At 60.7% G+C, this 22,380-nt stretch carries 25 protein-coding genes and 2 tRNA genes; 14 read left to right on the top strand and 13 right to left on the bottom strand.

Features of this window, described 5'->3' with window-relative positions; all coding sequences use genetic code 11:
* Positions 1–65: 65 nt before the first annotated feature.
* The gene (locus ABID12_RS12415) at positions 66–710 is read right to left on the bottom strand and encodes a DNA-3-methyladenine glycosylase family protein (protein ID WP_354434462.1); all 645 of its coding nucleotides are present in this window, start codon (positions 708–710) and stop codon (positions 66–68) included.
* 45 nt (positions 711–755) lie between these two features.
* Between ABID12_RS12415 and gluQRS the strand changes: the two genes are divergently transcribed.
* A complete protein-coding gene (gluQRS, locus tag ABID12_RS12410; protein ID WP_354434461.1) occupies positions 756–1,634 on the top strand; it encodes a tRNA glutamyl-Q(34) synthetase GluQRS in 879 nt (292 codons plus the stop codon).
* Here gluQRS and ABID12_RS12405 read toward each other — a convergent pair.
* The gene (locus ABID12_RS12405; RefSeq protein WP_106306636.1) at positions 1,599–2,513 is read right to left on the bottom strand and encodes a YihY/virulence factor BrkB family protein; all 915 of its coding nucleotides are present in this window, start codon (positions 2,511–2,513) and stop codon (positions 1,599–1,601) included. The genes gluQRS and ABID12_RS12405 overlap by 36 nt on opposite strands.
* A gap of 98 nt (positions 2,514–2,611) precedes the next feature.
* Between ABID12_RS12405 and ABID12_RS12400 the strand changes: the two genes are divergently transcribed.
* The 7 genes from ABID12_RS12400 (at position 2,612) to ABID12_RS12370 (ending at position 7,211) form a co-directional block, all read left to right on the top strand.
* Positions 2,612–3,445, top strand: coding sequence for an SDR family oxidoreductase (locus ABID12_RS12400; RefSeq protein WP_354434460.1), 834 nt, complete (start codon positions 2,612–2,614; stop codon positions 3,443–3,445).
* A 19-nt stretch (positions 3,446–3,464) separates the two neighbouring features.
* Positions 3,465–3,983: an O-acetyl-ADP-ribose deacetylase gene (locus ABID12_RS12395; protein ID WP_354434459.1), complete on the top strand. Its 519-nt coding sequence runs from the start codon at positions 3,465–3,467 to the stop codon at positions 3,981–3,983.
* Between the two features lie 90 nt (positions 3,984–4,073).
* The gene (locus ABID12_RS12390; RefSeq protein ID WP_106306645.1) at positions 4,074–4,271 is read left to right on the top strand and encodes a twin transmembrane helix small protein; all 198 of its coding nucleotides are present in this window, start codon (positions 4,074–4,076) and stop codon (positions 4,269–4,271) included.
* Between the two features lie 9 nt (positions 4,272–4,280).
* Entirely contained in the window at positions 4,281–4,853 is a 573-nt protein-coding gene (locus ABID12_RS12385) for a cob(I)yrinic acid a,c-diamide adenosyltransferase (RefSeq protein ID WP_354434458.1), read from the top strand.
* 183 nt (positions 4,854–5,036) lie between these two features.
* On the top strand, positions 5,037–5,786 hold the full coding sequence (locus tag ABID12_RS12380) for an electron transfer flavoprotein subunit beta/FixA family protein (protein ID WP_354434457.1): 750 nt from the start codon (positions 5,037–5,039) through the stop codon (positions 5,784–5,786).
* Positions 5,787–5,801: 15 nt separating this feature from the next.
* The gene (locus ABID12_RS12375) at positions 5,802–6,731 is read left to right on the top strand and encodes an electron transfer flavoprotein subunit alpha/FixB family protein (RefSeq protein ID WP_354434456.1); all 930 of its coding nucleotides are present in this window, start codon (positions 5,802–5,804) and stop codon (positions 6,729–6,731) included.
* Between the two features lie 57 nt (positions 6,732–6,788).
* Positions 6,789–7,211, top strand: a complete 423-nt coding sequence (locus tag ABID12_RS12370; RefSeq protein ID WP_354434455.1) for a secondary thiamine-phosphate synthase enzyme YjbQ — start codon at positions 6,789–6,791, stop codon at positions 7,209–7,211.
* Between the two features lie 201 nt (positions 7,212–7,412).
* Here ABID12_RS12370 and ABID12_RS12365 read toward each other — a convergent pair whose 3' ends face one another.
* Positions 7,413–8,147: an SIMPL domain-containing protein gene (locus ABID12_RS12365; RefSeq protein WP_319518988.1), complete on the bottom strand. Its 735-nt coding sequence runs from the start codon at positions 8,145–8,147 to the stop codon at positions 7,413–7,415.
* Between the two features lie 158 nt (positions 8,148–8,305).
* Here ABID12_RS12365 and ABID12_RS12360 point away from each other — a divergent pair.
* Positions 8,306–8,381, top strand: a tRNA-Ile gene (locus ABID12_RS12360).
* A gap of 245 nt (positions 8,382–8,626) precedes the next feature.
* On the opposite strand, the gene ABID12_RS12355 is transcribed toward ABID12_RS12360, so the two are convergent.
* Complete coding sequence (locus ABID12_RS12355; RefSeq protein WP_354434454.1) at positions 8,627–9,160, bottom strand: RBBP9/YdeN family alpha/beta hydrolase; 534 nt, start codon at positions 9,158–9,160, stop codon at positions 8,627–8,629.
* A 106-nt stretch (positions 9,161–9,266) separates the two neighbouring features.
* On the opposite strand from ABID12_RS12355, the gene ABID12_RS12350 reads away from it, so the two are divergent.
* Positions 9,267–9,740, top strand: coding sequence for an Lrp/AsnC family transcriptional regulator (locus tag ABID12_RS12350; RefSeq protein WP_354434565.1), 474 nt, complete (start codon positions 9,267–9,269; stop codon positions 9,738–9,740).
* A 200-nt stretch (positions 9,741–9,940) separates the two neighbouring features.
* Here the strand turns inward: ABID12_RS12350 and ABID12_RS12345 are convergent, their stop codons facing one another.
* Both ABID12_RS12345 and ABID12_RS12340 read right to left on the bottom strand, forming a co-directional pair.
* On the bottom strand, positions 9,941–10,579 hold the full coding sequence (locus ABID12_RS12345; protein ID WP_354434453.1) for a LysE family translocator: 639 nt from the start codon (positions 10,577–10,579) through the stop codon (positions 9,941–9,943).
* Between the two features lie 166 nt (positions 10,580–10,745).
* Complete coding sequence (locus ABID12_RS12340) at positions 10,746–11,696, bottom strand: alpha/beta hydrolase family protein (protein ID WP_354434452.1); 951 nt, start codon at positions 11,694–11,696, stop codon at positions 10,746–10,748.
* 80 nt (positions 11,697–11,776) lie between these two features.
* On the opposite strand from ABID12_RS12340, the gene ABID12_RS12335 reads away from it, so the two are divergent.
* A complete protein-coding gene (locus tag ABID12_RS12335; RefSeq protein ID WP_354434451.1) occupies positions 11,777–12,355 on the top strand; it encodes a TetR/AcrR family transcriptional regulator in 579 nt (192 codons plus the stop codon).
* An 80-nt stretch (positions 12,356–12,435) separates the two neighbouring features.
* On the opposite strand, the gene ABID12_RS12330 is transcribed toward ABID12_RS12335, so the two are convergent.
* Complete coding sequence (locus ABID12_RS12330; RefSeq protein WP_354434450.1) at positions 12,436–13,365, bottom strand: AraC family transcriptional regulator; 930 nt, start codon at positions 13,363–13,365, stop codon at positions 12,436–12,438.
* A 136-nt stretch (positions 13,366–13,501) separates the two neighbouring features.
* Here ABID12_RS12330 and ABID12_RS12325 point away from each other — a divergent pair, with 136 nt between their 5' ends.
* Both ABID12_RS12325 and ABID12_RS12320 read left to right on the top strand, forming a co-directional pair.
* A complete protein-coding gene (locus tag ABID12_RS12325; protein ID WP_354434449.1) occupies positions 13,502–14,257 on the top strand; it encodes an SDR family NAD(P)-dependent oxidoreductase in 756 nt (251 codons plus the stop codon).
* 458 nt (positions 14,258–14,715) lie between these two features.
* Entirely contained in the window at positions 14,716–15,765 is a 1,050-nt protein-coding gene (locus tag ABID12_RS12320; RefSeq protein WP_354434448.1) for an NAD(P)H-dependent flavin oxidoreductase, read from the top strand.
* 159 nt (positions 15,766–15,924) lie between these two features.
* Here the strand turns inward: ABID12_RS12320 and ABID12_RS12315 are convergent, their stop codons facing one another.
* The 3 genes from ABID12_RS12315 to msrA form a co-directional block, all read right to left on the bottom strand.
* Positions 15,925–17,298: an NAD-dependent succinate-semialdehyde dehydrogenase gene (locus ABID12_RS12315; protein ID WP_354434447.1), complete on the bottom strand. Its 1,374-nt coding sequence runs from the start codon at positions 17,296–17,298 to the stop codon at positions 15,925–15,927.
* A 45-nt stretch (positions 17,299–17,343) separates the two neighbouring features.
* Positions 17,344–18,105, bottom strand: coding sequence for a hypothetical protein (locus ABID12_RS12310; RefSeq protein WP_354434446.1), 762 nt, complete (start codon positions 18,103–18,105; stop codon positions 17,344–17,346).
* Positions 18,106–18,362: 257 nt separating this feature from the next.
* Positions 18,363–19,013, bottom strand: a complete 651-nt coding sequence (gene msrA, locus ABID12_RS12305; RefSeq protein ID WP_354434445.1) for a peptide-methionine (S)-S-oxide reductase MsrA — start codon at positions 19,011–19,013, stop codon at positions 18,363–18,365.
* A gap of 309 nt (positions 19,014–19,322) precedes the next feature.
* On the opposite strand from msrA, the gene ABID12_RS12300 reads away from it, so the two are divergent.
* Positions 19,323–19,412: transfer RNA gene (locus tag ABID12_RS12300), tRNA-Ser, on the top strand.
* Positions 19,413–19,608: 196 nt separating this feature from the next.
* Here the strand turns inward: ABID12_RS12300 and tnpC are convergent.
* The 3 genes from tnpC to tnpA form a co-directional block, all read right to left on the bottom strand.
* Positions 19,609–21,265 (bottom strand): IS66 family transposase gene (tnpC, locus tag ABID12_RS12295; protein ID WP_354434444.1). Its coding sequence is split into 2 segments (ribosomal slippage): positions 19,609–19,728 and positions 19,730–21,265, totalling 1,656 coding nucleotides; the frame shifts between segments, so codons are not numbered across the junction.
* A gap of 45 nt (positions 21,266–21,310) precedes the next feature.
* Positions 21,311–21,658 carry an IS66 family insertion sequence element accessory protein TnpB gene (gene tnpB, locus ABID12_RS12290; protein ID WP_354434443.1) on the bottom strand — a complete coding sequence of 116 codons (348 nt, stop codon included), beginning with the start codon at positions 21,656–21,658 and terminating at the stop codon, positions 21,311–21,313.
* Positions 21,655–22,065, bottom strand: a complete 411-nt coding sequence (gene tnpA / locus ABID12_RS12285) for an IS66-like element accessory protein TnpA (protein WP_354434442.1) — start codon at positions 22,063–22,065, stop codon at positions 21,655–21,657. Before tnpA ends, tnpB begins: the two co-directional genes overlap by 4 nt.
* Positions 22,066–22,380: the final 315 nt, after the last annotated feature.

Raw genomic sequence — 22,380 nt, 5'->3', positions numbered from 1 at the left:
TTACAGCATTGTGAAGCCTGATAAAACGAGTGCATGAATAAGGGGGATAAAGTCGCTGCAATTCTTCAGCCGACCGGAAGAACTTCTTTTTTCATCACGGTGGCATAATAGGCCCAGAGAATGCGCGCCGCGACTGCGCGATACGGGCGCCAGTCTTCAGCGTGTGCGCGCAGCACCTTTTGTTCCGGCCGCGTCGCAAGCCCGAATGCGTGTGCGGCAGCTGCCCTGAGTGCCAGATCGCCTGCCGGGAAAATGTCGATATGTCCGGCGGAAAACATCAGATAGACCTCTGCCGTCCACGGTCCGATGCCGCGATGGGCGGTCAGTTCGGCAATCGCGGTCTCGCTTGGCTGATCGGCAAGGCGGTCAAGATCGAGACTGCCGTGCATAACGGCCTGTGCGACCGTCTCAAGGCTTGCCTGTTTGGCGCGCGTGAGCCCGAGACCGGCGCGTGTCTGTGGCGAGAGCGCAAGAAAGGTTTCCGCCGTCAGCAGCGGGCAGGCGGCCTTCAGCCGCGCGAAGATTGCGGCTGCGGCCTGTTTGGAGATCAACTGCCCGACCACGACCTCGGCAAGCCCCTCAAACCCGCCCGGCCGCAGCCTGAGCGGGATTTCGCCGCTGACGGCCGCAATTCTTGCCATAGCGGTCACGCTTTTGCATAAGTTGTGCACCGCCGTGTCGAGATCGGCGGCATTGCGCAGACGCTGCATCGGCCTTACCCCTTTCCATGAATTTTGAACGCGGACTGTCATCGCATGAATTTGAACATCGCTCGACCCGTTTTCCGCTTCGCGCCGAGCCCGAACGGCCGGCTTCATCTGGGCCATGCGTTGTCGGCGCTTGAAAACCAGCGGAGGGCACATGCCGCCGACGGACGGCTGTTGCTGCGGATCGAGGATATCGACCGCGCCCGCTGCACGCCCGAACTGGAAGCGCAGATCATCGACGACCTGGCCTGGCTCGGTATCGACTTCGATGGGCCGGTCTTCCGCCAGTCGGCGCATTTTGCCGACTATCAGGCCATGCTGCTAAGCCTGATTGATCGCGGCCTTGCCTATCCGGCCTTCATGACCCGCGGCGCGGTGAAAAGACATGTCGCCGAACACGAAGAACAGGGGAAGACGTGGCCACGCGATCCGGACGGCGCGCCGCACTATCCCGGCGATGACCGCAGCCTGTCTCTTGAAGAACGCTGGGAGCGGCTGGAGAGCGGCGTGCGGCATGCCTGGCGGCTCGATATGGCGGCGGCGATAGAGGCCGTTGGCAAGCCGCTTTTCTGGCTGGAGGATACCGATGACGGCATCGTCGAGACGCCGGCGGACCCCGGGGCATGGGGCGATATCGTGCTGTCGCGCTCGGATGCACCGTCGAGCTATCATCTCTCGGTCGTCACCGATGACGCGGCCCAGCACGTGACCCATGTCGTGCGCGGCATGGACCTCTACCATGCGACGTCCGTTCACAGGCTGTTGCAGGAGCTGCTGGGACTGCCTACGCCGGTCTATCATCACCACCGGCTGATATTGGGCGCGGACGGGTGCAAGCTTTCCAAATCCAATCAGGATACGGCATTGGAAGAATTGCGGGCCAAAGGTGTGTCACCCGCCGATATTCGGGTCATGTGCGGGTTCTGAATGCTTTGCCTTGCGGGCGCGGTGACGGCTCCATGGGGCGTGCTTGATGACCTTGTATTTCAGGAGAGCGGCGTTGACCTCGGCCCCCAGAAGCAGGATCACACCGATCGAATAGAGAAACACCAGCAGGATCATCGGGGTCGCAAGACCGGCATAGGTGGCGCTGTATTGCGCGAACGTGCCGAGATAATAGGCAAAGCCCGACGCGAACAGCGACCAGACGACAAGCGTCAGAATGATCCCCGGCAGCACATCGACCAGCCGGCGGCGTCCGGAGGCCAGAAACAGGTGGGCGATCACCAGCCCGAACAGCAAAAGCAGAAACGTGCCGAGCAGACGGGCATTGGAAAGCAGGTTGAGCGCGTCTTCCAGCCAGGGGAACCAGCGTTCGGCGAAATGCAGCGCCAGCGGCACCACCACGAACATGATGCTGAGAAAGGCGAAGATGATCGCCGCCAGCAGCACGAAGCCCAGACTGCGGATCCTCAGCCACCACCAGGTGCGCGTTTCTTCCACCCTGTAGGCGCGGTTGAGCGAAAGGCGGACGGCTTCCACGCCGTTGGAGGCAAAATAGGCCGCCGCCAGAACCGATACGGTCAGCAACCCGCCCCGCGGAACCGTCAGAACCTCGCGGATCTGGTTGGAAACGGGTTCGGCAATGGCCTCCGGCCAGGCGCCGACGATGAAATTGATGGCGACATTGGCAAATTCATCGGCGCCGAGAAAACCGGCAAGCGTTGTGCCGAAGATCAGGAAGGGAAACAGCGCCAGCAATGTCGAGAGTGCCACATGGCTTGCCATGGCCCAGCCGTCATCCTCACTGAAATGATAGAGCGCGTCATAGGCGACCTTCAACGTCATCCGGACCGGCGTCTTCATACTCTCTCCCAATGGCGGTTGCAGCGGGGGAACCGTTTGTGGCGTATCTGTAACCTTATATAGGATAGTGATCGGTTTGATGTACCGGAGAGAGACAATTGACTGAAAAATCCACGATTATCGTCACCGGCTGTTCAAGCGGCATCGGTGCTTTCTGTGCCCGCGCGCTGCATGCCGATGGATGGCGGGTGTTCGCCACCGCGCGCCGTGAAGACGATCTTGCAGCGCTGGCCGCAGACGGGCTCGAGGCGCTTTATCTGGATTATACCGACAATGCCTCGATTGCCGCGCTGGTCGAAACCGTTCTGCAGCGCACCGGCGGCAAGCTCGATGCGCTGTTCAACAATGGCGCCTACGGCCAGACCGGCGCGGTGGAGGATGTCGCAACCGATGTTCTGCGCGCCCAGTTCGAGGCCAATGTCTTCGGCTGGCATGAGCTGACGCGGCAGATCGTGCCGGTCATGCGGGCTCAGGGGCACGGCCGCATCGTGCAGTGTTCCTCGATCCTGGGCCTCTTGCCCTATCGCTATCGCGGGCCGTATTCGGCATCGAAATATGCGCTCGAAGCCCTGTCGCTGACATTGCGCATGGAGCTTGAGGGAACCGGCATTTTCGTCAGCCTGATCGAGCCGGGGCCGATTGCCTCGAAATTCACCGCCAATGCGCTGAAACATATCAGGGCCAATATCGACCTCGAAGGCTCGGTGCATGCCGAAGACTACCGCCGACAGCTGGCCCGTCTCGATGGTTCGGGTCCGGCCAACCGTCACAAGCTCGCCCCCGACGCCGTCCATGCTGTCTTGCTGAAGGCGTTGACGGCGAAACGGCCAAAGCCGCATTATCTCGTGACAACGCCGGCCAAACAGGGCGCCATCCTGAAGCGGGCGATGCCGGCCGACTGGTTCTACCGCCTGATGGGCCGGATGAGCTGAGGTGACCGAGGAGAACACAATGACCGAAATTTCCGTCATCAGGGCCGACATCACCAGGCTTGACGTCGATGTTGTCGTCAATGCCGCCAATACCTCGCTTCTGGGCGGGGGAGGGGTCGACGGCGCCATTCACAGGGCAGCCGGTCCCGGCCTTCTGGCCGAATGCCGCACGCTTGGAGGCTGTCCCACCGGCGAAGCGCGGATCACCGCCGGATACGATCTGCCGGCGCGTCATGTGATTCACACGGTCGGCCCCGTCTGGAAGGGAGGATCGCATAACGAGGCTGAATGTCTTGAAAGCTGCTATCGCAATTCCCTGAATCTGGCGGCGGAAAACGGTTGCCGCACGATCGCCTTTCCGGCCATTTCGACCGGCGTTTACGGTTTTCCGGCGAACAAGGCCGCAACAATTGCGGCCACGACGATCATAGATATGGCCTCGGCTCTGCCTGTCATCACCGCTGTCTATCTGGTGGCATTTGACGGCGGCATGGAGGCCCTTCTGGAGGCGGCCGTTGCCGCAGCGTTTGCAGCATGAACATCCGCTGCCCTTGCATGCTTGTGCAATTTATCGTCTGATGCAGCTTTCCTGCGCAGGTGGGAACAACGGAGGAGACGGTACCGCCCCATGTCCAGCTTTTTCATATTCGTGACAATCATTGCGATGATGCTGGTCGTGTTCTTTCTGGTGCGCGGCCTCATAAACATGATGAAGGGCGGCAGCCCTCAATTTTCCAACAAGATGATGCAGGGGCGCATTGCCTTTCAGGCAATCGCAATCGTCCTCATCATGTTCACACTCTGGCTCATCCAGTCCGGACACTGATTTTCAGGCATGGTCAAACTCAACAAGATCTATACGCGCACCGGCGATGGCGGCACGACCGGGCTTGCCACTGGTCCGCGCCGCAAGAAATCCGATCTCCGGCTCCACGCCATCGGCGATGTGGACGAAACCAATGCCGCGCTCGGTCTGGTGCGGCTTGAAATCGATGGCGAAGGCGCGCTTGCCGGCGGGCTGAAACGCATTCAGAACGATCTTTTTGATCTCGGCGCCGATCTGGCAACGCCGGAAACCGGTGATGCGCTTTCCTATGAGCCGCTGCGGATCGTCACCACGCAGGTCGAATGGCTCGAAAGCGAGATCGACCGGCTGAATGCGGCGCTTTCGCCGCTCACCTCCTTCATCCTGCCCGGCGGTAGCCGGCTGGCCAGCGGGCTGCACATGGCGCGCACCGTCTGCCGCCGGGCGGAACGGACCATGGTGGCGCTTGGGGCGGAAGAAGCGGTCGGCAAACCTGCGCTTTCCTATATCAACCGGCTTTCCGATTACCTGTTCGTGGCCGCCCGCCATGCCAACGACGATGGCCGCGCCGACATTTTGTGGGTGCCGGGGAAAAACCGATGATTTATCGAAAAATGCCTGTTTTGAGGCAATGATTCTTTGTCAAAGCAGGCAAATGAAATTATTCATGTCGCCCATTGGCAAGCGAGCGCGGTCGAAAGGCCGCAATCTCACCCACGCCGGAATGTCCGTTCCGGCCCAAATGTCTCGATTGAGGCCGTGAGGCCCTGATCCAGGAGGTAGAAGATGAAGGTTCTGGTCCCGGTAAAGCGGGTTGTCGATTACAACGTCAAGATTCGTGTGAAACCGGATGGCACCGGCGTTGAACTCGCCAATGTGAAAATGTCGATGAACCCGTTCGACGAGATCGCGGTGGAAGAAGCCCTCAGGCTGAAGGAAGCCGGCATCGCCACCGAAGTGATTGCGGTTTCCATCGGCCCGGCCAAGGCGGAAGAAACCATCCGCACCGCCCTTGCCATGGGTGCTGACCGCGGCATCCTGATTGCCACCGACGAAACCGTCGAGCCGCTTGCCGTTGCCAAGCTTCTCAAGGAAGTTGCCGCGGCGGAAGAGCCCGGCCTCGTCATTCTCGGCAAGCAGGCGATTGACGACGACAGCAACCAGACGGGCCAGATGCTGTCGGCCCTTCTCGGCTGGAGCCAGGCGACCTATGCCTCCAAGCTTGAAGTCGGGGAGAGCGAAGCGACCGTGATCCGCGAGATCGATGGCGGGCTGCAGACCATCACCGTCAAGCTGCCGGCCATCATCACCACGGACCTGCGCCTCAACGAGCCGCGTTACGCTTCGCTGCCGAACATCATGAAGGCGAAGAAAAAGCCGGTCGACAAGAAGACACCGGCTGATTTCGGCGTTGACATCGCCCGTCGTCTGGAAGTGCTGAAGACCGAGGAGCCGGAAGCCCGCAAGGCCGGTATCAAGGTGGCCAATGCCGCCGAACTGGTCGACAAGCTGAAGAACGAAGCCGGCGTGCTGTAAGGAGATATCGAGACCATGACCATTCTTCTCGTTGCAGAACACAACGGCGCGGCCGTTTCCGAACAGACCGCCAAGGCCGCAACCGCGGCTGCCGCCATCGGCGGCGATATCCATGTGCTGGTCGCCGGCAAGGCCTGCGCGGCAGCAGCCGACGACGCGGCAAAGATCGACGGCGTTTCCAAGGTGCTGCTGGCTGAAAGCGACGCCCTTGCCGAAAGCCTGGCCGAACCGCTTTCCGCCACCATTCTCGGCCTTGCCGACGCCTATGACGTGATCATGGCGGCGGCCACCTCCACCGGCAAGAATGTGCTGCCGCGCGTGGCCGCGCTTCTGGATGTGATGCAGATTTCCGAGATCACCGAAGTCGTTGCGCCCGACACCTTCAAGCGCCCGACCTATGCCGGAAACGCGATCGAGACCGTCAAATCCCACGACGCCAGGAAGGTGATTTCCGTACGCACCGCCGGTTTTGCCGCCGCCGGCATGACCGGTTCGGCCGCAGTCGAGACGGTGGGTGCCGCAGACGATCCCGGCCTCTCGACTTTCGTGAAGAACGAGATTGCCAAATCGGAACGCCCGGAACTGACCTCGGCGAAGATCATCATTTCCGGCGGACGTGCGCTGGGGTCCTCGGAAAAATTCCAGGAGGTCATCCTGCCGGTGGCCGACAGGCTTGGAGCCGCCGTTGGCGCTTCGCGCGCCGCCGTCGATGCCGGCTACGCGCCGAACGACTGGCAGGTGGGCCAGACCGGCAAGGTGGTGGCGCCTGAACTCTACATTGCCTGCGGCATTTCCGGTGCCATCCAGCATCTGGCGGGCATGAAGGATTCGAAGGTGATCGTCGCCATCAACAAGGACGAGGAAGCCCCGATCTTCCAGGTGGCCGATTACGGCCTTGTCGGCGATCTGTTCGAGATCCTGCCGGAACTTGAAAAGGCGCTGTGATGCGCACTGCACCGGCCTCTTTTAAAAAAGAGGCCGGTGCGGCAAGGAAAGGACACCATGCCGCAGACCCGTCTGACCATTCAGACCCGTGGACAGGGGCTTTATGAACTCACCGACGAGGCGTGCCGTTTCGTGCGCGGCAATACGGACGGGGAGGGGCTGCTGACCGTGTTCGTGCGGCACACGTCCTGCTCGCTGCTGATCCAGGAAAATGCCGATCCCGATGTGAAGCGGGACCTGTCGGCCTATTTCTCCAGACTTGTACCGCGCGCCGATGACCCTGCGATGCACTATCTGGTTCACCGGCTGGAAGGCCCGGACGATATGCCCGCCCATATCAAGACCGCGCTGACACAGGTTTCGCTTTCGGTGCCGGTGGCAGACGGCAGACCACTGCTCGGCACCTGGCAGGGGCTTTATCTCTTCGAGCACCGCGACCGCCCGCACCACCGCGAAATCGTGCTGCATCTTTCCCCGTAACGGTAAAAGCGGCATGGCGAATTCTGCCCTGTGGCGCTCCGCCGGATAGCCGGGTGAGTTGGCTGTGGGGTGATTTGCTGCGCGCTTTCGCTATTTTCGCGACCGGAACGGTTCAGGACTGTTTGAATGCATAAAAAGGCGCGGGGCGGACTACCCGTATGAACAGCCTCACCCCGGAAACTGGCAAAATTCTTCAGGGCTCTAGTCCTGCTCGATTGCCAGGGTCATGTTGACGGTGATGGTATAGGTGTTTTCACCGGCGGCAATCGGCGGTGCGCCCGATGCCTTTGCCATCATCATGTCGGACCGGGCGAACATCACAGGCCCCGGCATCGAACTCTGTTCGGAGATGGACAGCACATCGCCGAGAGAAACGCCGGCCGCTTCTGCAAGGGTTTCGGCCTTGGCGAGCGCGTTGGCGACGGCCTCGCGGCGCGCTTCGTTTTCGGCGGCATGCGGATCACTGTTTGAAAGCGCGATGCCGCCACCGGAATTGACCCCGAGTGCGACCGCGCGGTCCAGCACGGCGCCGAGCTTTGTAAGGTCGCGGACTTTCACATTGAGCGCGTTGCGCACCTCGTAGCCAGCGATCTCGCTCCCGGTAGAACCGTCGGATGCCTTGACCTGCCGGTAGCGCGGATTGACGGAGAAATTGGCGGTCTGGATATCCTTTTCGGCAATGCCGTCTTCCATCAGCGCGGCCATCACCTTCTGCATGGCGGCGGAGTTTTCGGCCATGGCGGTGGCGGTGTCGTCGGCCTGGGATACGACGGCAAGCGAAACGGTCGCCATATCCGGCACCAGCGTTGCATCGCCTTCGGCGGAAATGGAAATGGTCGCCGGGGTGTCCGCAGACTGGGCAAATGCTGTCTGGCCCGCGAACGGCGCGGCAAACAGAAGCCCGGCGGCTGCGATGCGAACCGGTAGATTGGTCATGAAAGTCCCTCCTTGAAAATGTTTCACATTGTCTTGACGGCCAATTGTGAAGCCAATGCGGCAAGGCTTGCCGTGCTTTTGATTTTGGGGTAGTCGGAATGACCGCGCAAGGAGCCATTGCCAGCGCGGCGCCGGCTGAAAGCTGCCTGATGCCGGATGGGCCTGTAGCTCAATGGTTAGAGCCGGCGGCTCATAACCGCTTGGTTGGGGGTTCGAGTCCCTCCAGGCCCACCAAAAATTCTAATTTCGTATTTTATTTCAGCACCTTAATATTATTTTTGGCGAACCTAGACTGAAGGTTCACCACAGTTTGTTCTCGGTTTGGTCGAGAGATCAGCTTCTCGCAAGCCGAGTCAGCTAAGCTCTCGCGCATTGCTGCATCGGTATACCGTTGCACTTCGGCTATCCGCCGCGCCCCCTCAAATCCTATTCCGCTGAGTAGAAGAACCCGGAAAACCGCGGTTCAAATGCAATGTGGGTTACACGCGGCTCACGAAGTCCTCGAGAAGCGCCTTGCCTTCCGGCCAGCCGCCCAGCTGGCTTTGATCGTTGATATGACCAACTGCGCCGATGACCGCCAGATCGCTCCCCCACTTTTCGGCTTGCGAGCGGACGTAAGGCAGCGAGCCATAGGGATCGTCGGTGCTTGCCACAATCAGAGAGGGGAATCTGAATTTCGTCTGCGGTGCATCTGCGAAACCGGCCGCCAGCAACGGAAAGGCCTGAGAGCGCGGATCAGGCACGGCGACCAGCATTGCCTCCTTGATCGGCAGATCGGAAACCTGATGCCAATGCGCAACAAGCAGGCAGGCCAGACTGTGGGCCACAAGAACGGGTGGTGTTTGCGCGGTGCGTATGGCTTTTTCCAGTGCCGCAATCCAGTCGGAAAGATCCGGCTTGTTCCAGCTTGCCGGAGCAAAACGACGTATGGCGGGATCGGCATCCTCCCAAAGCGTTTGCCAGTGGGTTTTGCCGGAATTGCCGATACCCGGCAGATGAATGATCTCGGTCATGTCTCGTCTCTTCGTTTTTCTGCTGCCGTTATGCCCATTTACAAGAGTGGGAAAAATAGACATTCATCGGAAAACAAGCCCGACAGCCGATGGATTCAAGGTCACTATGAAACACGCCGATCAACGCCCCGCACTCGATCCAACGGACATCTCCATAATCGAAACGTTACAGGATGACGGGCGCATCAGCGTTTCCGAACTGGGAAGAAGGGTCGGGCTTTCTCAGCCGGCAACGTCGGAACGTCTGAAGCGACTTGAAGAACGCGGCATCATCAATGGCTACAGGGCTGTCATCGATCCAGCCTCGGTCGGTCTTGGGATGATGGCAATTATCCGTCTGCGCACCACGCATGAACATATCGAGGCTTGCCTGAAGCAGTTTTCCGGCATGCCTCAGGTGATCGAGGTTCTGAGACTGACGGGAGAAGACTGTTTCCATCTGAAAGTGATCGTTCCCTCGCCAGCCGAACTGGAAGGCATCGTCGATGCCATTGCCCGTTATGGTTCGGTCACCACGGCGATCGTGCTGCGCAGCGAACCCGCAAAGCGGGTCGGACGGGAACTCATCATGAAGAGCTGAATTGAACGTCGTCCTGCCCGGGCGAAGAAAGACAAGAAAACAGGCTTCGGTCGATATGGTCCCCGTCGGCGATCTGCTGTGCTGCAATCCGGTCGAATTCCATGCCGTCCAACAGACAATCGTGGCCGTCAGGAGATTGCGGCCGGCATTTCGGCCTGAACCACTCTAAGCTTGTGAGCGACAGATCCCGTTGAATGCCGTCATCTGCGTGCTTCGCGCAGGGCCGCCCAGAGCAGACTTGCCCCCATCAATCCGAAGGCAGCCGCGAAAACGCCTTCGAACCACCGTGCGAAACGCGTATAGCCACGCATGGCGGCACCGGTTGAGAACAGCCATGCATAGGTTCCGTAGATAACCAGCCCCGAAAGAGCGCCCATCGGACCGAACGCCAGAACATACCATGCATTCAACCCATGGCCGAAGAGGAAGGACGCGACTGCAGCCCACATGAGCGCGGCTTTGGGATTGGTGAGCAAAACGAGGATGCCGTGCCGCCACGCCTGCCCATCGCTCAAAACGCGCGCACCGGGTATAATTGTTTGCGCCGCGCCCCCTCGCAAGGTCGCACGCGCCGCCTTCAGACCCAGGAAAAGGAGGTATCCTCCCCCCAGGAACTTCAGCACAAGCAGTGACATCGGGAATGCTTCGATGAGAACGCCAAGACCGAGAGCCGTCGCCATCGACCAGACGAGCATACCCGAAGCAATGCCCGTCACGACAAACAGAGCCGGGCGCCTGCCATGCGCCAGGCCAACCGAGGCAACGGCTGCCAGATTTGGCCCCGGAGAAATCTGAGTGGCCAGAACGCCCAGCCACACCAAAGCATAAATCGAGATCATCGCACTCAAGGTCCCGTGATTGTATCAACTGCCAACGTTACCGATCCGGCCACGCTTGGCAAGGTCAGGAACGGGCTGCCCCATATGGGCAGACACTCTCACGGAGACCTTCGATCTCGTAGCCGTGCTGTCGGCGCGCGGCATTGCTCCCGTCCGGCCCCAGGGCTTACTCCATGTGCCTGTCGAACCAGTCGAGCATCGGCTGCGGGTTGCGCGAGAAATAGTTGTAGCCGTCCCAACGCCGCGTCGTGCCCTCGATCCAGAACAGATCCTTGTCGGCTGCGCCCAGGCTGTCGAAGATCGTCTGCACGTCCACGGGCTTGCTCATGGAATCATTGCGGACCTGATAGAGGAACGTCGGCAGGGTCACGTCCTTCGCCGGCTCCACCGGCGAGAGCTGATCGAAGCTGAAGCCGGTCGCCATTTTGACGAAGTGATCGAGGGTCTCGATCCGGTCGGCGGGAATGCCGGACACGGCGAGCTGACCTTCGTAGTAAAATCTCGGAGACAGCGGCTGCGCCCCAACCAGGCAGCGCACCCCCTCGAATTCGTCCGGGTAGAACGACATGGCGAACATCGTCGAATTGCAGCCCAGGCACCGGCTCAACAGCCCAACCGACATATCGCGCAGATCCTCACGCGACCGGACGTAGCGCTGGGCACCCACGACGTCCCGCGATTCGAACCGGCCGCTGGTGACGATACCGTTGCCGATCCCGCTGAGACCGTGATGGCGCAGGTCGTAGGTCAGCACGTTGTAGCCCGCGTCGTGGAGGATGCGATAGTCCTGCGTGAAATCGACCTCGATGTCGTTTCCTGCCGCCGACAGCGTCGATTTCCATGGCTCAAGATGGGAAGGCGAACCGTAGCGGTTGAAGCCGCGCGGATGATTGACGATCACCAGGCGGTTCGACCCCGCCCTGGGAATGAACCAGGCTTCGATTGGCACCCCGTCGAGCGCCGGAAACACGACATCCTCGAATTGCAGGCCGACATCGGCGGGCGTGCGCAGGATCGGGGCACGAAGCTGACTCTTGAAGGCATTCGCGATAGTTTGCAGCACTTGATTGATGCGCTCCTCATCCGTTTGATGAGCTGCGTTATTATGTTGAACCATATGCTTTCTCCAGTAATCAGGCTGTCAGGTGCGGTCCGGTCTATATATGGAGGGGCCTCCGTTTATGCAAGGGAACCGGTGTGCGAACCTCGAAAGTTGAAACTGCGATGCGCGCGGATGCCGCTGCGAACAAGGCCCGCATCATCGAAGCGGCCCGTGCAGAATTCGTTGAAGGACACAAGGCAATCAGCCTCGAAGCGGTCGCCCGCAAGGCCGGCGTCGGGATCGCCACGCTTTATCGGCATTTCGGCTCACGCGATGCGCTGGCGGCCGCCGTTTACCATCGCGAGGTGGACGAACTCGTCGATCTCGCCGCCGCGCTCGGTGACGATCTCGACCCCGTCCAGGCACTGCGGACATGGTTGGCGGCCACGGTCGATTTCGTCTCGACTAAAAAGGGCATGGCCGAAGCGCTCAGATGGTCGGCCCGGGTGCCCGATGATCTGACCGCCTATTCCAGCGATCATCTGACGATCGCCGTCGGGCACCTGCTTGAACGCGCGGTTCCCGGACAGGCCGGACGGCCGCGCATGGAGCCGCAAGATCTGCTGAGGGTTCTGGTCGCACTGTGCTACGAATTCGATCAGGAGGACTGGCAGCAGCGCGTCCTCTTCCTCCTGGATACAATGCTCGATGGTCTGATCGGTCGCGGGCCGTAGGGGCGAGCCACGGCACACCCTCTCGGTTTATCGGCGGGCGCTTTCCCTCATGAGCGGCACGCCGAAGATCGCCAAAGGTTTTATCCGGCCAGCTCATCGTCATGACTGTCGAGACCAGCGCCTTGATAGCGGATGTCTCTGCCCGGCGAAACGTCGAACATGCGGCCATACTCCCGGGTGAACTGCGGGACGCTGGCATATCCGACCGCGTGAGCCGCCTGCATAATCTCCGCGCCCTCGCTCAGCATCAGCCGTCTGGCTTCGATCAGCCGCAGCTGCTTCTGGAATTGCAGCGGCGACAGGGTCGTGAGCGCGCGGAAATGCCTGTGAAACGCCGCCTCGCTCATTCCGGCGGATTTGGCCAGTTCGTCCACCTGTATCCTGCGCCTGAATTCGCGGCGGAGGATTTCGATCGCGCGCCCGATCCTTTCCGCATGGCTGTCGACCACGCCCAGAGCGCTGATCGCCGGTCCATGAACCCCGGTGAGGAGCCAGTAGTGCAACTCCCGCAAAAGGCCTTCGCCCAGCACCGCCAGGGCTTCGGGTTGATCAAGCAGCCGAACGAGACGCAAGGCGGCGTCGGTCACTTCGGCAGCGATCGGCTCCACCCTCACGGTCCGCGCCTCCCTCGGCCGATCCGCAACCACATGGATCAGCTCACGCAGGATGGCCGGGTCGAGTTCCATCACAAGGGCATAATAGGGCGCCGCCGCACTCGCGCGGGTAATCTGGCTGACCGTTGGAATATCCGCCGAGACCACCATCGCTTCTCCCGCGACATATTCAAAGCTCGCGCCCGGCGTGGTCACGCGCTTGCGGCCCTGCAACAGCATGGCGATCACGGGTCTCTGGACCGCAACCTGCAGCGCGCCCGGATCAAGGGCCCGCACCACCGAAAGGCCGCGCACAGATGTTGGCGCGGAACCGTCCGGCGTGGCATGCGCATCGGCGAAGCGGCGGCAATACGCAAGCAGCGCAGCAAAATCGTGATTGGTTTGAGCAACAGTCATGCAGAGAAAATGCCCTGTTTCGGGAGAAATTGAAAGTGATGAGCGGGAATAGGCAAGAAGTGGAGGGCATCGGGCAACACGGCCCTGCCGGCCATCTCTATATCCCGGATATCACAAAACCTGAAAGGACATACCCATGAGCAAGATCACTCTCGTCACCGGAGCCAATCGCGGCCTGGGTCGCAATACCGCTCTCGCCATTGCCCGGGCCGGCGGAGATGTCATCCTCACCTATCGTTCGGACGAGACGCAGGCCGAAGAGGTTGCCGCCGAGATCCGTGGGATGGGCCGCCGTGCGGTGACTCTGAAACTCGACATGGCGGAAACGGCAAGCTTCCCGGCCTTCGCCGCGACCCTGCGCGACCGCCTCAAAGAAGTCTGGGGCCGCGACAGCTTCGACCATCTCGTCAACAACGCCGGGCATGGCGAGTTCGCGCTGATCGAGGAGACCACTGAAGCCCAATTCGACGGGCTGTTCCAGGTTCATGTCAAGGGCGTCTTCTTCCTCGTGCAGGCGCTTCTGCCGCTCGTGGCCGACCAGGGACGGATCGTGAACTTCTCGTCTGGTCTCACGCGCGTCTCCTATCCCGGCTTTGCGGCATATTCGGCGGCCAAGGCGGCGGTCGAAATGCTGACGGTCTATATGGCGCGCGAATTCGGCGCGCGCGGCATTGCGGTCAATACCGTCGCTCCAGGTGCGATCGAGACCGATTTCGGCGGGGGACTGGTGCGCGACAACGCAGATGTCAATGCCCAGTTCGCGCAGATGACAGCCCTGGGCCGCGTCGGGCTTCCCGACGACGTCGGCATGATGATCGCCAACCTGCTGGATGATGGAAACCGCTGGGTAACGGCGCAGCGCATCGAGGTTTCTGGCGGCCAGTCCATCTGAGCACTGTTCCACGATCATTGCGGGCATCCAGGCAAAGCTGGATGTTCGCAATGAGGCTCAATGCCGTGGTTACCCCGCGTGACCACCTGCGATGCCCCTTCGGTCCGACCAGGATGCGTTCGGCATAATCGAGATAGGTTTCGCCTTGCTTGTCAGCACCAAGCGTCGCGTCTCGTAGATGAAAAGCGCCACGCCGATTTCCGCTTCCAGTTGCCGGATCCGGTGGTGGCGTTCGACGGCACGCGACCAGGCAGCGCGGCGGCTCGGGTGATGCTCTCCTTCCTGGCGTCGGCCCTGAAGACGGCGAGTGCGGCAAGGTCCATCTGGAATTTTCAATTACAAAACGAGCGGGAATATATATTCGTTAAGTGGAAATACACGCCAGAGCCAATTCTCTTGCCGAGGATTTGCGCTGGCCCGGCAGATGTATGCCCCGAAGAGCGAAGGGAGATGGCGACGTGCTGGAAAAAATCGGAATGACGCTGCCAATCATTCAGGCGCCGATGGCCGGCGTTTCGACGCCGGCGCTGGCGGCGGCGGTATCAAACGCCGGCGGGCTCGGCTCGATCGGCATTGGCGCGAGCGACGTCGCCGGTGCCCGCAAGATGATCGACGAGACCTTCGCCCGAACGGACCGGCCCTTCAACGTCAACGTCTTCGTGCATGGCCCTGCCGTCCAGAACCTGGAGCGGGAGGCGGCATGGATTGCGGCTCTCAAGCCGGCCTTCGCCGAATTCGGCGCCGCGCCGCCGGCCGGGCTGCGCGTCATCTATAAGAGTTTTACGGATGATCCGGAGATGCTGTCTCTTCTGGTCGAGAAAAAACCGGCGGTCGTCAGCTTTCATTTCGGCCTGCCGCCGGCTGAAACGCTAGCTGCCTTGAAGGATGCGGGAATCCGGCTTTTTGCAACGGCGACGAACCTTGCCGAGGCTGAAGCCGTTGAGGCTGCCGGGCTCGATGCCGTCATCGCGCAGGGCATTGAAGCCGGCGGGCACCGTGGTGTGTTCGATCCGCTTGCACCCGATGTCGGCCTTGGCACATTTGCGCTGACGCGACTTCTGGTCAGGAAGACCGGCATTCCCGTCATCGCGGCAGGCGGGATCATGGATGGCGCAGGCATTGCCGCCGCCCGCGATCTCGGCGCGAGCGCCGCGCAGCTCGGCACAGCCTTCATCGCCTGTCCAGAGACAGCCGCCGATGATGCCTATCGCGCGGCGTTGAAGGGGCCGGGTGCCCTTCACACGCGGCTGACGGCCGCGATTTCCGGACGGCCGGCGCGCGCGCTTGCCAACCGGTTCACGGAACTGGCGGAGGCCGCACTTCGCGAAACCACGCCGCCCGACTATCCCATTGCCTACGACGCCGGAAAGGCGCTGCACGCTGCCGCCAAAGCCTGCGGCGAAAGCGGCTACGGTGCGCAATGGGCAGGACAGGGAGCTCCGCTCGCGCGTGCCATGCCCGCAGCAGAGTTGATGGCAACGCTCGCACGTGAAATGCGGTTGCGGTGAAGGGCGTGCAATGATGACCGGCGCTAGTTCTTGCGATGCCTGCCTTGCACGCTTAACCGCTCCCTCCGTTACCATTTTCCCGAAAGTGCAGGCGCATGATTGGTTAGCCTAAAGAATAGGCCGGTTACCCGGCCCATTCTCGTGTGATATCTCTACCCCTCAGCCGATCCGGATCGACTTGATGTTGACGAATTCCTTCAAACCTTCCGGTCCGTGTTCACGGCCATAGCCGGACGTCTTGACGCCGCCGAAGGGCAGGGTGGGATAGGCGACGTCGAAGGTGTTGATGAATACCATGCCGGTGTCGAAGTGATCTGCCGCCAGCTTGCGGGCGCGTTCGACATCCCGGCTGAAGATGCCGCCGCCAAGACCGTAGCGGCTGCTGTTTGCAATCCGCATGGCATCCTCATCGTTCTTCGCGCGAATGATGGATGCCGCCGGACCGAACATCTCGTCCTCATAGGCAGGCTGTCCGGGCGCTACATCGGCAAGAACGGTCGCCGGATAGAACCAGCCTGTGCGGTCCGGAACCTTGCCGCCGACCACAAGCCGCGCGCCCTTGTCGATGCTCTCCTGCACCTGTTCGTGCAGCGTGTCGCGTTGCTTCTCCGTCACCATCGGCCCGAGGTCGGTGTTCTCGTCGGATGGGTCACCGAGCCTGATCTCTTCGAAAGCCTCTGCATAGGCCTTGACGAAGGCATCGTAGTTCTTCTCGGTAACGATGAACCGCTTGGCGTTCACGCAGGTCTGGCCATTATTGTAAAGGCGGCCCTGGACACAGGTCTTCACGGCAAGGTCCAGATCGGCATCGTCGAGCACCAGATAGGCGTCGTTGGAGCCCAGCTCGAGTACGGTCTTCTTGACCAGCCCGGCAGCCTTGGCGCCGACGGCGCGGCCGGCCTTGTCGCTGCCCGTCAGCGTCACGCCGCGCACGCGTTCGTCTTCGATGATCCTGTCCGACTGATCGTGCGAGATCACCAGCACGCCGAAGAGCCCCTTGGGCAGACCGGCGCGCTCGTAGAGATCGCGCAGGAAAAGACCGCTTCCGGTGCAGGCCGAGGCATGTTTCAGCAATACGCCATTGCCGGCCATCAGGCTGGCGATCGAATATCGCACGGCCTGATAGGCGGGGAAGTTCCACGGCTGGATGCCATAGATCACGCCGATCGGAGAGTGGGTAACATAGCCCTTGCCGCCTTCGACCTCGCGTTCGTCGTCTGCCAATGCATCGGGACCGATCTTCGCCGTGTAGTCGCAGATGGCTGCGCAGAGCTCCACTTCGTCACGACTGTCCTTCAGCAGCTTGCCGACTTCGTCGGTCATCAACTGGGCGAACGCGTCCTTCGACTTGCGCATTTCCTCGGCAATTGCCGCGATCACTTTGGCACGCTCTTCAAGGCTTCTCAGGCGCCATTCGAGGAAGGCATTGTGACTGGCCTCGACGACAGCCGTCGCTTCCGCATCCGACATCTGCGGATAGGATTTGAGTTCCTCTTCGGTCAACGGGTTGATGGTCTTCAGGGAGTTGGTCATGTGAAAGGGTTTCCTCGTGTTTCTGTTTTTCGTTTGGCCGGAACATCAGCCGTGGGCGGCGCGATGTCTGGACAGTGTCTTCTCGACCGCGGCCAGCGCATCGGTCATCTCACGTTGCCAGCCGTCCTCCGGCAATTTGCGGATGGATGAGTGGGCCGCACACACGATCGGCGTGCCGGACCAGGCTTCGGCGAGGTTTCGTGCCCATCGCGCGTAATCGTCGGCAGCGCCCGCACGCTTTTGCAGCGCCTTGGAAAGCTGCGGATGGAATTTCAGTTTCGATTGCGGCAGCATCTTGCCTAGAAGTCCCGGTGCGGCCAGCACATTGAGTGTGTCATCGACGTGGACAATGCCGCTCTGCCGGTGGCGAACGAGAACCGAGGCAACATGGACGCTCTCGTCGTGACTGATGAAATCGACGCCCTGCGGGGCCGAGAATGCAAGGTCTGCGGCAAACGCATCCTGGGTCTCGGGGTCCTCGATCAGCCCCGGTTCCCAGGGTAAATCCGGTGCCTGCTCGTGATGGCGTCGTGTTCCGATAAGGCGGGCCTGCGGAACAAGCGCATGAACAGCGGCGCAATGAAGCGTGTGGAACGGGTGGACGTTGATGATGGCTTCGATTGCCCGCCCCCCATCTGTCATGGAAAGCAGGGCGTTGCGGTCGTCTTCCTTGAGGTCATAGCTGTCGAGAAGCAGGAACCTGCCGTTCGCCTGTCGCACAAGCGACATGTGGGTGCCGAGGTTGATCACCTTGGCGACTTTAAAATCGCCACGGAAAGTCCAGAAATTTTCAGCGAGCTGCTGCATCGTGTGGCGTTCCCTCAGATCCGGGTGTTGGACCTGCGATCAGATCCAACGATTCTCAAATGGATGGGGAAGGGGATATGTTCCTGCACACAATGCGATGGCTGAACAGTGCGTGCGTTCAGAACAGGTGCTGAGTGCAATATACCGGGCAAATAAAACGCCGGGCCATGCAATAAAACCTCCGGCCAAAAGCCGGAGGCTCGTCGAGTGTCTGGGGAGCGCAAGAGCGCTTTCTTTGTGTCTTTGCGGGCCGACGCTCAGCCGATCGGGCAGGAAACGCCGGTGCCTTTCAGGCCGCAATAGCCGGCCGGGTTCTTGGCCAGATACTGCTGATGGTAGTCTTCGGCCGGATAAAACGCGCCGGCCGGTGCGATCTCGGTGGTGATCCGGTCGCTGCGGCCATTGTCGGTCAGTGCCTGCTGGAAGCGGTCACGTACCGTTTCGGCCAGTTTCAGATCATCCGCGTTGTCGAGATAGATGGCCGAGCGATAGGTGGTGCCGATATCGTTGCCCTGACGCATGCCCTGGGTCGGATCATGCGCCTCGAAAAACAGCCGGAGCAGGCTTTCAAGGCTGACCTCTGCCGGATCATAGATGACCCGCACAACCTCGGCATGACCGGTCAGGCCGGTGCAGGTTTCTTCATAGGTCGGGTTGGGGGTCAGGCCGCCGGCATAGCCTGCAACGGTCACATAAACACCGGGCGTCTGCCAGAGCAGTCTCTCCGCGCCCCAGAAGCACCCCATGCCAAGCTGCACTTCCTTCATGCCGGCCGGATAGGGCGGGGCAAGCGGACGGCCGTTGACAAAGTGCCTTTCAGCCGTGGGGATCGGCGCCGAACGTCCCGGCAGGGCCGTATCGGGCGACGGCATTACGGTCTTTTCCTTCTTGAGTGTGGAAAGAAACATCGGGATCTCCTTTGGGCTGAGCGCAAACGGCGAAGGCGGTCACCAACGTCCGCACTCCAAAACGCGATCATCGTCAAGATAAGTATCGAAAGGCGTTGCGGCAAGGCGGGTTGCCGATGTCACGCCATTCATGTCCGATCAGCTTCAGGGACGCATATCGGCCGCGCATTTCGTCCCGGTAAAGCAATTGGCGGTGAATACGAGGCGAAACAATTCAAAAATCTGTCAGAATCGGGTTGATCATCGCCGCCGCATCGGTATATATCGCGCCGATCCCGCCCTTCGGTTTTTCCGAAGCTGGTGCAGGATGGACAGGTGGCCGAGTGGTCGAAGGCGCACGCCTGGAACGCGTGTATACGGGCAACCGTATCGAGGGTTCGAATCCCTCTCTGTCCGCCATTACCTTCTCCCAAGATCATGGTTTTATTTCCAGGATTGATTGAGGTGCATTTCAAGGTGCAGCCTAGGATATTGAGTGTTCGCTGAGCGTTCACAGCTTTCCAACGCACATTAAAATATCCGATCAGGCAACGAGCCTGAGAATAGTTCAAACTGATTCACGGTCATAAAGTAAACCTCCGGCGAGGACCGCGGTTCAGGCCGCCTGAGCGCTCAGCGACTGGGGTGTCCAGTTCCAGGGAAGCAATTGCTCCAGCCTGCTGATCGGCGTGTCGGCAATGTTAGCGAGAACGTCGGCGAGCCAAGCCTGCGGGTCCGATGTCATTGAGCTTGGCGCTCATGATGAGCGTGGCCATGAAGGCGGCGCGATCAGCACCGCGATCCGATCCGGCGAAGAGCCATGACTTTCTGCCGAGTGCGAAGCCTCTGAGCGCGCGCTCGGCGGCGTTGTTCGTGAGACAGATCCGGCCGTCGTCGAGGAAGGATGTGAAGCCAACCCAGCGCTTGAGCATGTAGTCGATTGCCTCGGCGACCGGAGAACTGCGCGACAGCTTTGCCCGCTCGGTTTGGAGCCAACCATGCAGTTCTTCGACGATTGGTTGGCTGTCTTGGTGGCGGCGCTCCAGGCGTTGGTCGGCGGCAAGACCGTTGATCTCCCGTTCGATGTCGAACAGGCGATCGATCCGTTTGACGGCGTCCAGCGCAATAGGCGAGATCGGCGCGGCTTTGCCACCACGTTTGGCGTTCGTGGCGATGTCGGCCAGCACGAAGAACTTGCGACGCGAATGTGCCCAGCAGAGTGCCTGGCACAGAGGCGCGGGATCGCGATCTGCTTTGAACAGCGGATTGTAGCCGCCATAGGCATCTGCCTGCAGAATGCCGGTGTAGGTCTTCAGGTGGCGCTCGGGATGCTCCTGTCGCCGGTCTCGTGAGGCATAGTAGAGGGCGGCGGGCGGTGACTGTCCGCCGAATGGCCGGTCATCCCTGACATAGGTCCAGATGCTGCCCGTATCGGTCTTTCCTTTCGCCAGGATCGGCACAGTCGTGTCATCACCATGCAGTCGTTCGGCCGCCAGAACATGGGCCTCGATTAGCGAATGGATGGGCCTGAGGGCCGCGGCACACGCGCCAACCTGGTCAGCCAGTGTCGAAAGGCTGAGATCGATCCCCTCATGGCAATAGCGTTCGCTTTGACGGTTGAGCGGTTGATGCTGGGCGAACTTCTCAAACAGGATCATCGCCAGAAGGTTCGGCCCCGCAAAGCCGCGCGGTGTCACATGGAAAGGTGCCGGAGCCTGCGTGATCTTCTCGCATTCACGACAGGAGAACTTCTCCCGCACTGTCTGAATGACCTTCCACTGACGCGGAATGACCTCCAAAGTCTCGGTGACATCCTCGCCGAGCTTTGACAGCTTGGCCGATCCACAGCAGGGACAACTGACTGGGGCGGCGATAACGACACGTTCGCGCGGCAGATGTTCAGGAAAGGGCTTGCGTGACGGACGCTTACGTTCGAAGGCCCTGACGATTGAGGCACTGGCTGCGATCTCTGCTGCCAGTTCATCTTCGCCGGCATCAGCTTCGAGTTCTTCGAGCTGCAGTTCCATCTGTTCGAGAAGCCGTGCCTTGCGCTCCGAGCGGCTGCCGTAAAGCTCGCGGCGAACCTTCTCGATCTCCAGCTTCAGCCGGGCGATCAGCGCCTCGGAATGCGACACGAGCGCCTTTGCACTGGCAGCTTCCGCCTTCGCTATCGTCGCTTCGGCCTCGGCCGCAACACGGCGCGCTCGCTCTTGCGCCAGAACAGCAAGTGCACTGGCAAGATCCTTAGGAAGCTGTTGGGCCGCGTCGTTCATGGAGTGATGGAATCATATTCGCTCCCGTCATTCCAGCATTTTTACTTACCCGACCGAGGTCGGCCGCCAGGTTTTTTGCGGCATCCGCCAGTCGATCCCTTCCAGCAGATATCCGAGCTGCGCAGGTGTAATCACCACCGTTCCATCGGCCGCCGACGGCCATATGAAGCGTCCCCGCTCCAGCTTCTTCGTGAACAGGCACGCTCCCTGGCCATCATGCCAGATGACCTTGATCAGGCCGCCGCCACGACCGCGGAAGACGAACAGGTGTCCACACATAGGATCGCGCTTCAGCGTCTCCTGCACCATCAACGACAAACCGGGAAAGCCCTTGCGCATGTCCGTGTGGCCTGTCGCCAGCCAGACCTTCACACCAGCAGGAACCAGGATCATCGCCGACCCAGCACACAATCGAGAATGCGGCCAAGTGCCTCCGTGTCGATGTCGCTACCCACGCGGACACGACGACCGCGGCCCAGATCAATCGTGACATCGCTGCGTTTCCGGCGGGGATGCGATGAGGCCGGCGCTTCTGAGGCGGAAGGCTGGGCTGCCGACGCGGCCTCCGAAACGATCACGGGTACCAAGGTGCTCGATCCCGGCGTCGACGGCTCCTCGATCCGGCAGAATTCCTTGCGCCACCGAAAGAGCTGGCTCACGTGGATGCCGGCCGATCGCGCAATTTCGGAAAGAACCGCACCAGGCTCAAGGCAGGCGGCAACCAGCCGCTCCTTGTCCTCGCGAGACCAGCGCCGACGGCGCCCGACAGACGTGATCACTTCAATCGAATGCTTGGTCATAGGACTACTCCTGGTGTTTGCACTAGGACTTCCAATGTTCACGCCAATCTCGCAAGACGGCCTTCACCGGAGGCTTACGTCATAAACGCCACTCAGTGACGATCACCCTATAATGACCTTCAGCCTTCAGACAATATTTGCCCGCCTGACATGGTGCATTCAGACAGGCGATGCTTTGCGGCTACGGCGTTTTATATATCTCGTGCTGACACTGGCTTCTTGACCTGAGCCCCTGAACTTCCTCCAGATTCTGGTAGAGTCTGTCACGACACGGAGACGGACGGCATGAAGCGTTCACGGTTCACGGAAGAACAG

Source organism: Martelella mangrovi (genome assembly GCF_040545495.1).
Lineage (GTDB): Bacteria > Pseudomonadota > Alphaproteobacteria > Rhizobiales > Rhizobiaceae > Martelella > Martelella mangrovi.
The sequence above is the reverse complement of the archived record's forward strand: the minus strand, read 5'-3'. Positions and strand labels throughout refer to the sequence as shown.

Excerpts from the sequence above, each read along its gene's own strand:
- ABID12_RS12385 (WP_354434458.1), top strand. The coding sequence starts at position 4,281 with ATGGTCAAACTCAACAAGATCTATACGCGCACCGGCGATGGCGGCACG.
- ABID12_RS12375 (WP_354434456.1), top strand. The coding sequence starts at position 5,802 with ATGACCATTCTTCTCGTTGCAGAACACAACGGCGCGGCCGTTTCCGAA.
- ABID12_RS12340 (WP_354434452.1), bottom strand. The coding sequence starts at position 11,696 with ATGGTTCAACATAATAACGCAGCTCATCAAACGGATGAGGAGCGCATC.
- ABID12_RS12415 (WP_354434462.1), bottom strand. The coding sequence starts at position 710 with ATGCAGCGTCTGCGCAATGCCGCCGATCTCGACACGGCGGTGCACAAC.
- ABID12_RS12330 (WP_354434450.1), bottom strand. The coding sequence starts at position 13,365 with ATGACTGTTGCTCAAACCAATCACGATTTTGCTGCGCTGCTTGCGTAT.
- tnpA (WP_354434442.1), bottom strand. The coding sequence starts at position 22,065 with ATGACCAAGCATTCGATTGAAGTGATCACGTCTGTCGGGCGCCGTCGG.
- ABID12_RS12350 (WP_354434565.1), top strand. The coding sequence starts at position 9,267 with ATGAAACACGCCGATCAACGCCCCGCACTCGATCCAACGGACATCTCC.
- ABID12_RS12310 (WP_354434446.1), bottom strand. The coding sequence starts at position 18,105 with ATGCAGCAGCTCGCTGAAAATTTCTGGACTTTCCGTGGCGATTTTAAA.
- ABID12_RS12325 (WP_354434449.1), top strand. The coding sequence starts at position 13,502 with ATGAGCAAGATCACTCTCGTCACCGGAGCCAATCGCGGCCTGGGTCGC.
- ABID12_RS12370 (WP_354434455.1), top strand. The coding sequence starts at position 6,789 with ATGCCGCAGACCCGTCTGACCATTCAGACCCGTGGACAGGGGCTTTAT.
- ABID12_RS12345 (WP_354434453.1), bottom strand. The coding sequence starts at position 10,579 with ATGATCTCGATTTATGCTTTGGTGTGGCTGGGCGTTCTGGCCACTCAG.
- gluQRS (WP_354434461.1), top strand. The coding sequence starts at position 756 with ATGAATTTGAACATCGCTCGACCCGTTTTCCGCTTCGCGCCGAGCCCG.
- tnpB (WP_354434443.1), bottom strand. The coding sequence starts at position 21,658 with ATGATCCTGGTTCCTGCTGGTGTGAAGGTCTGGCTGGCGACAGGCCAC.
- ABID12_RS12405 (WP_106306636.1), bottom strand. The coding sequence starts at position 2,513 with ATGAAGACGCCGGTCCGGATGACGTTGAAGGTCGCCTATGACGCGCTC.
- ABID12_RS12355 (WP_354434454.1), bottom strand. The coding sequence starts at position 9,160 with ATGACCGAGATCATTCATCTGCCGGGTATCGGCAATTCCGGCAAAACC.
- ABID12_RS12380 (WP_354434457.1), top strand. The coding sequence starts at position 5,037 with ATGAAGGTTCTGGTCCCGGTAAAGCGGGTTGTCGATTACAACGTCAAG.
- ABID12_RS12365 (WP_319518988.1), bottom strand. The coding sequence starts at position 8,147 with ATGACCAATCTACCGGTTCGCATCGCAGCCGCCGGGCTTCTGTTTGCC.
- msrA (WP_354434445.1), bottom strand. The coding sequence starts at position 19,013 with ATGTTTCTTTCCACACTCAAGAAGGAAAAGACCGTAATGCCGTCGCCC.
- ABID12_RS12395 (WP_354434459.1), top strand. The coding sequence starts at position 3,465 with ATGACCGAAATTTCCGTCATCAGGGCCGACATCACCAGGCTTGACGTC.
- ABID12_RS12390 (WP_106306645.1), top strand. The coding sequence starts at position 4,074 with ATGTCCAGCTTTTTCATATTCGTGACAATCATTGCGATGATGCTGGTC.
- ABID12_RS12315 (WP_354434447.1), bottom strand. The coding sequence starts at position 17,298 with ATGACCAACTCCCTGAAGACCATCAACCCGTTGACCGAAGAGGAACTC.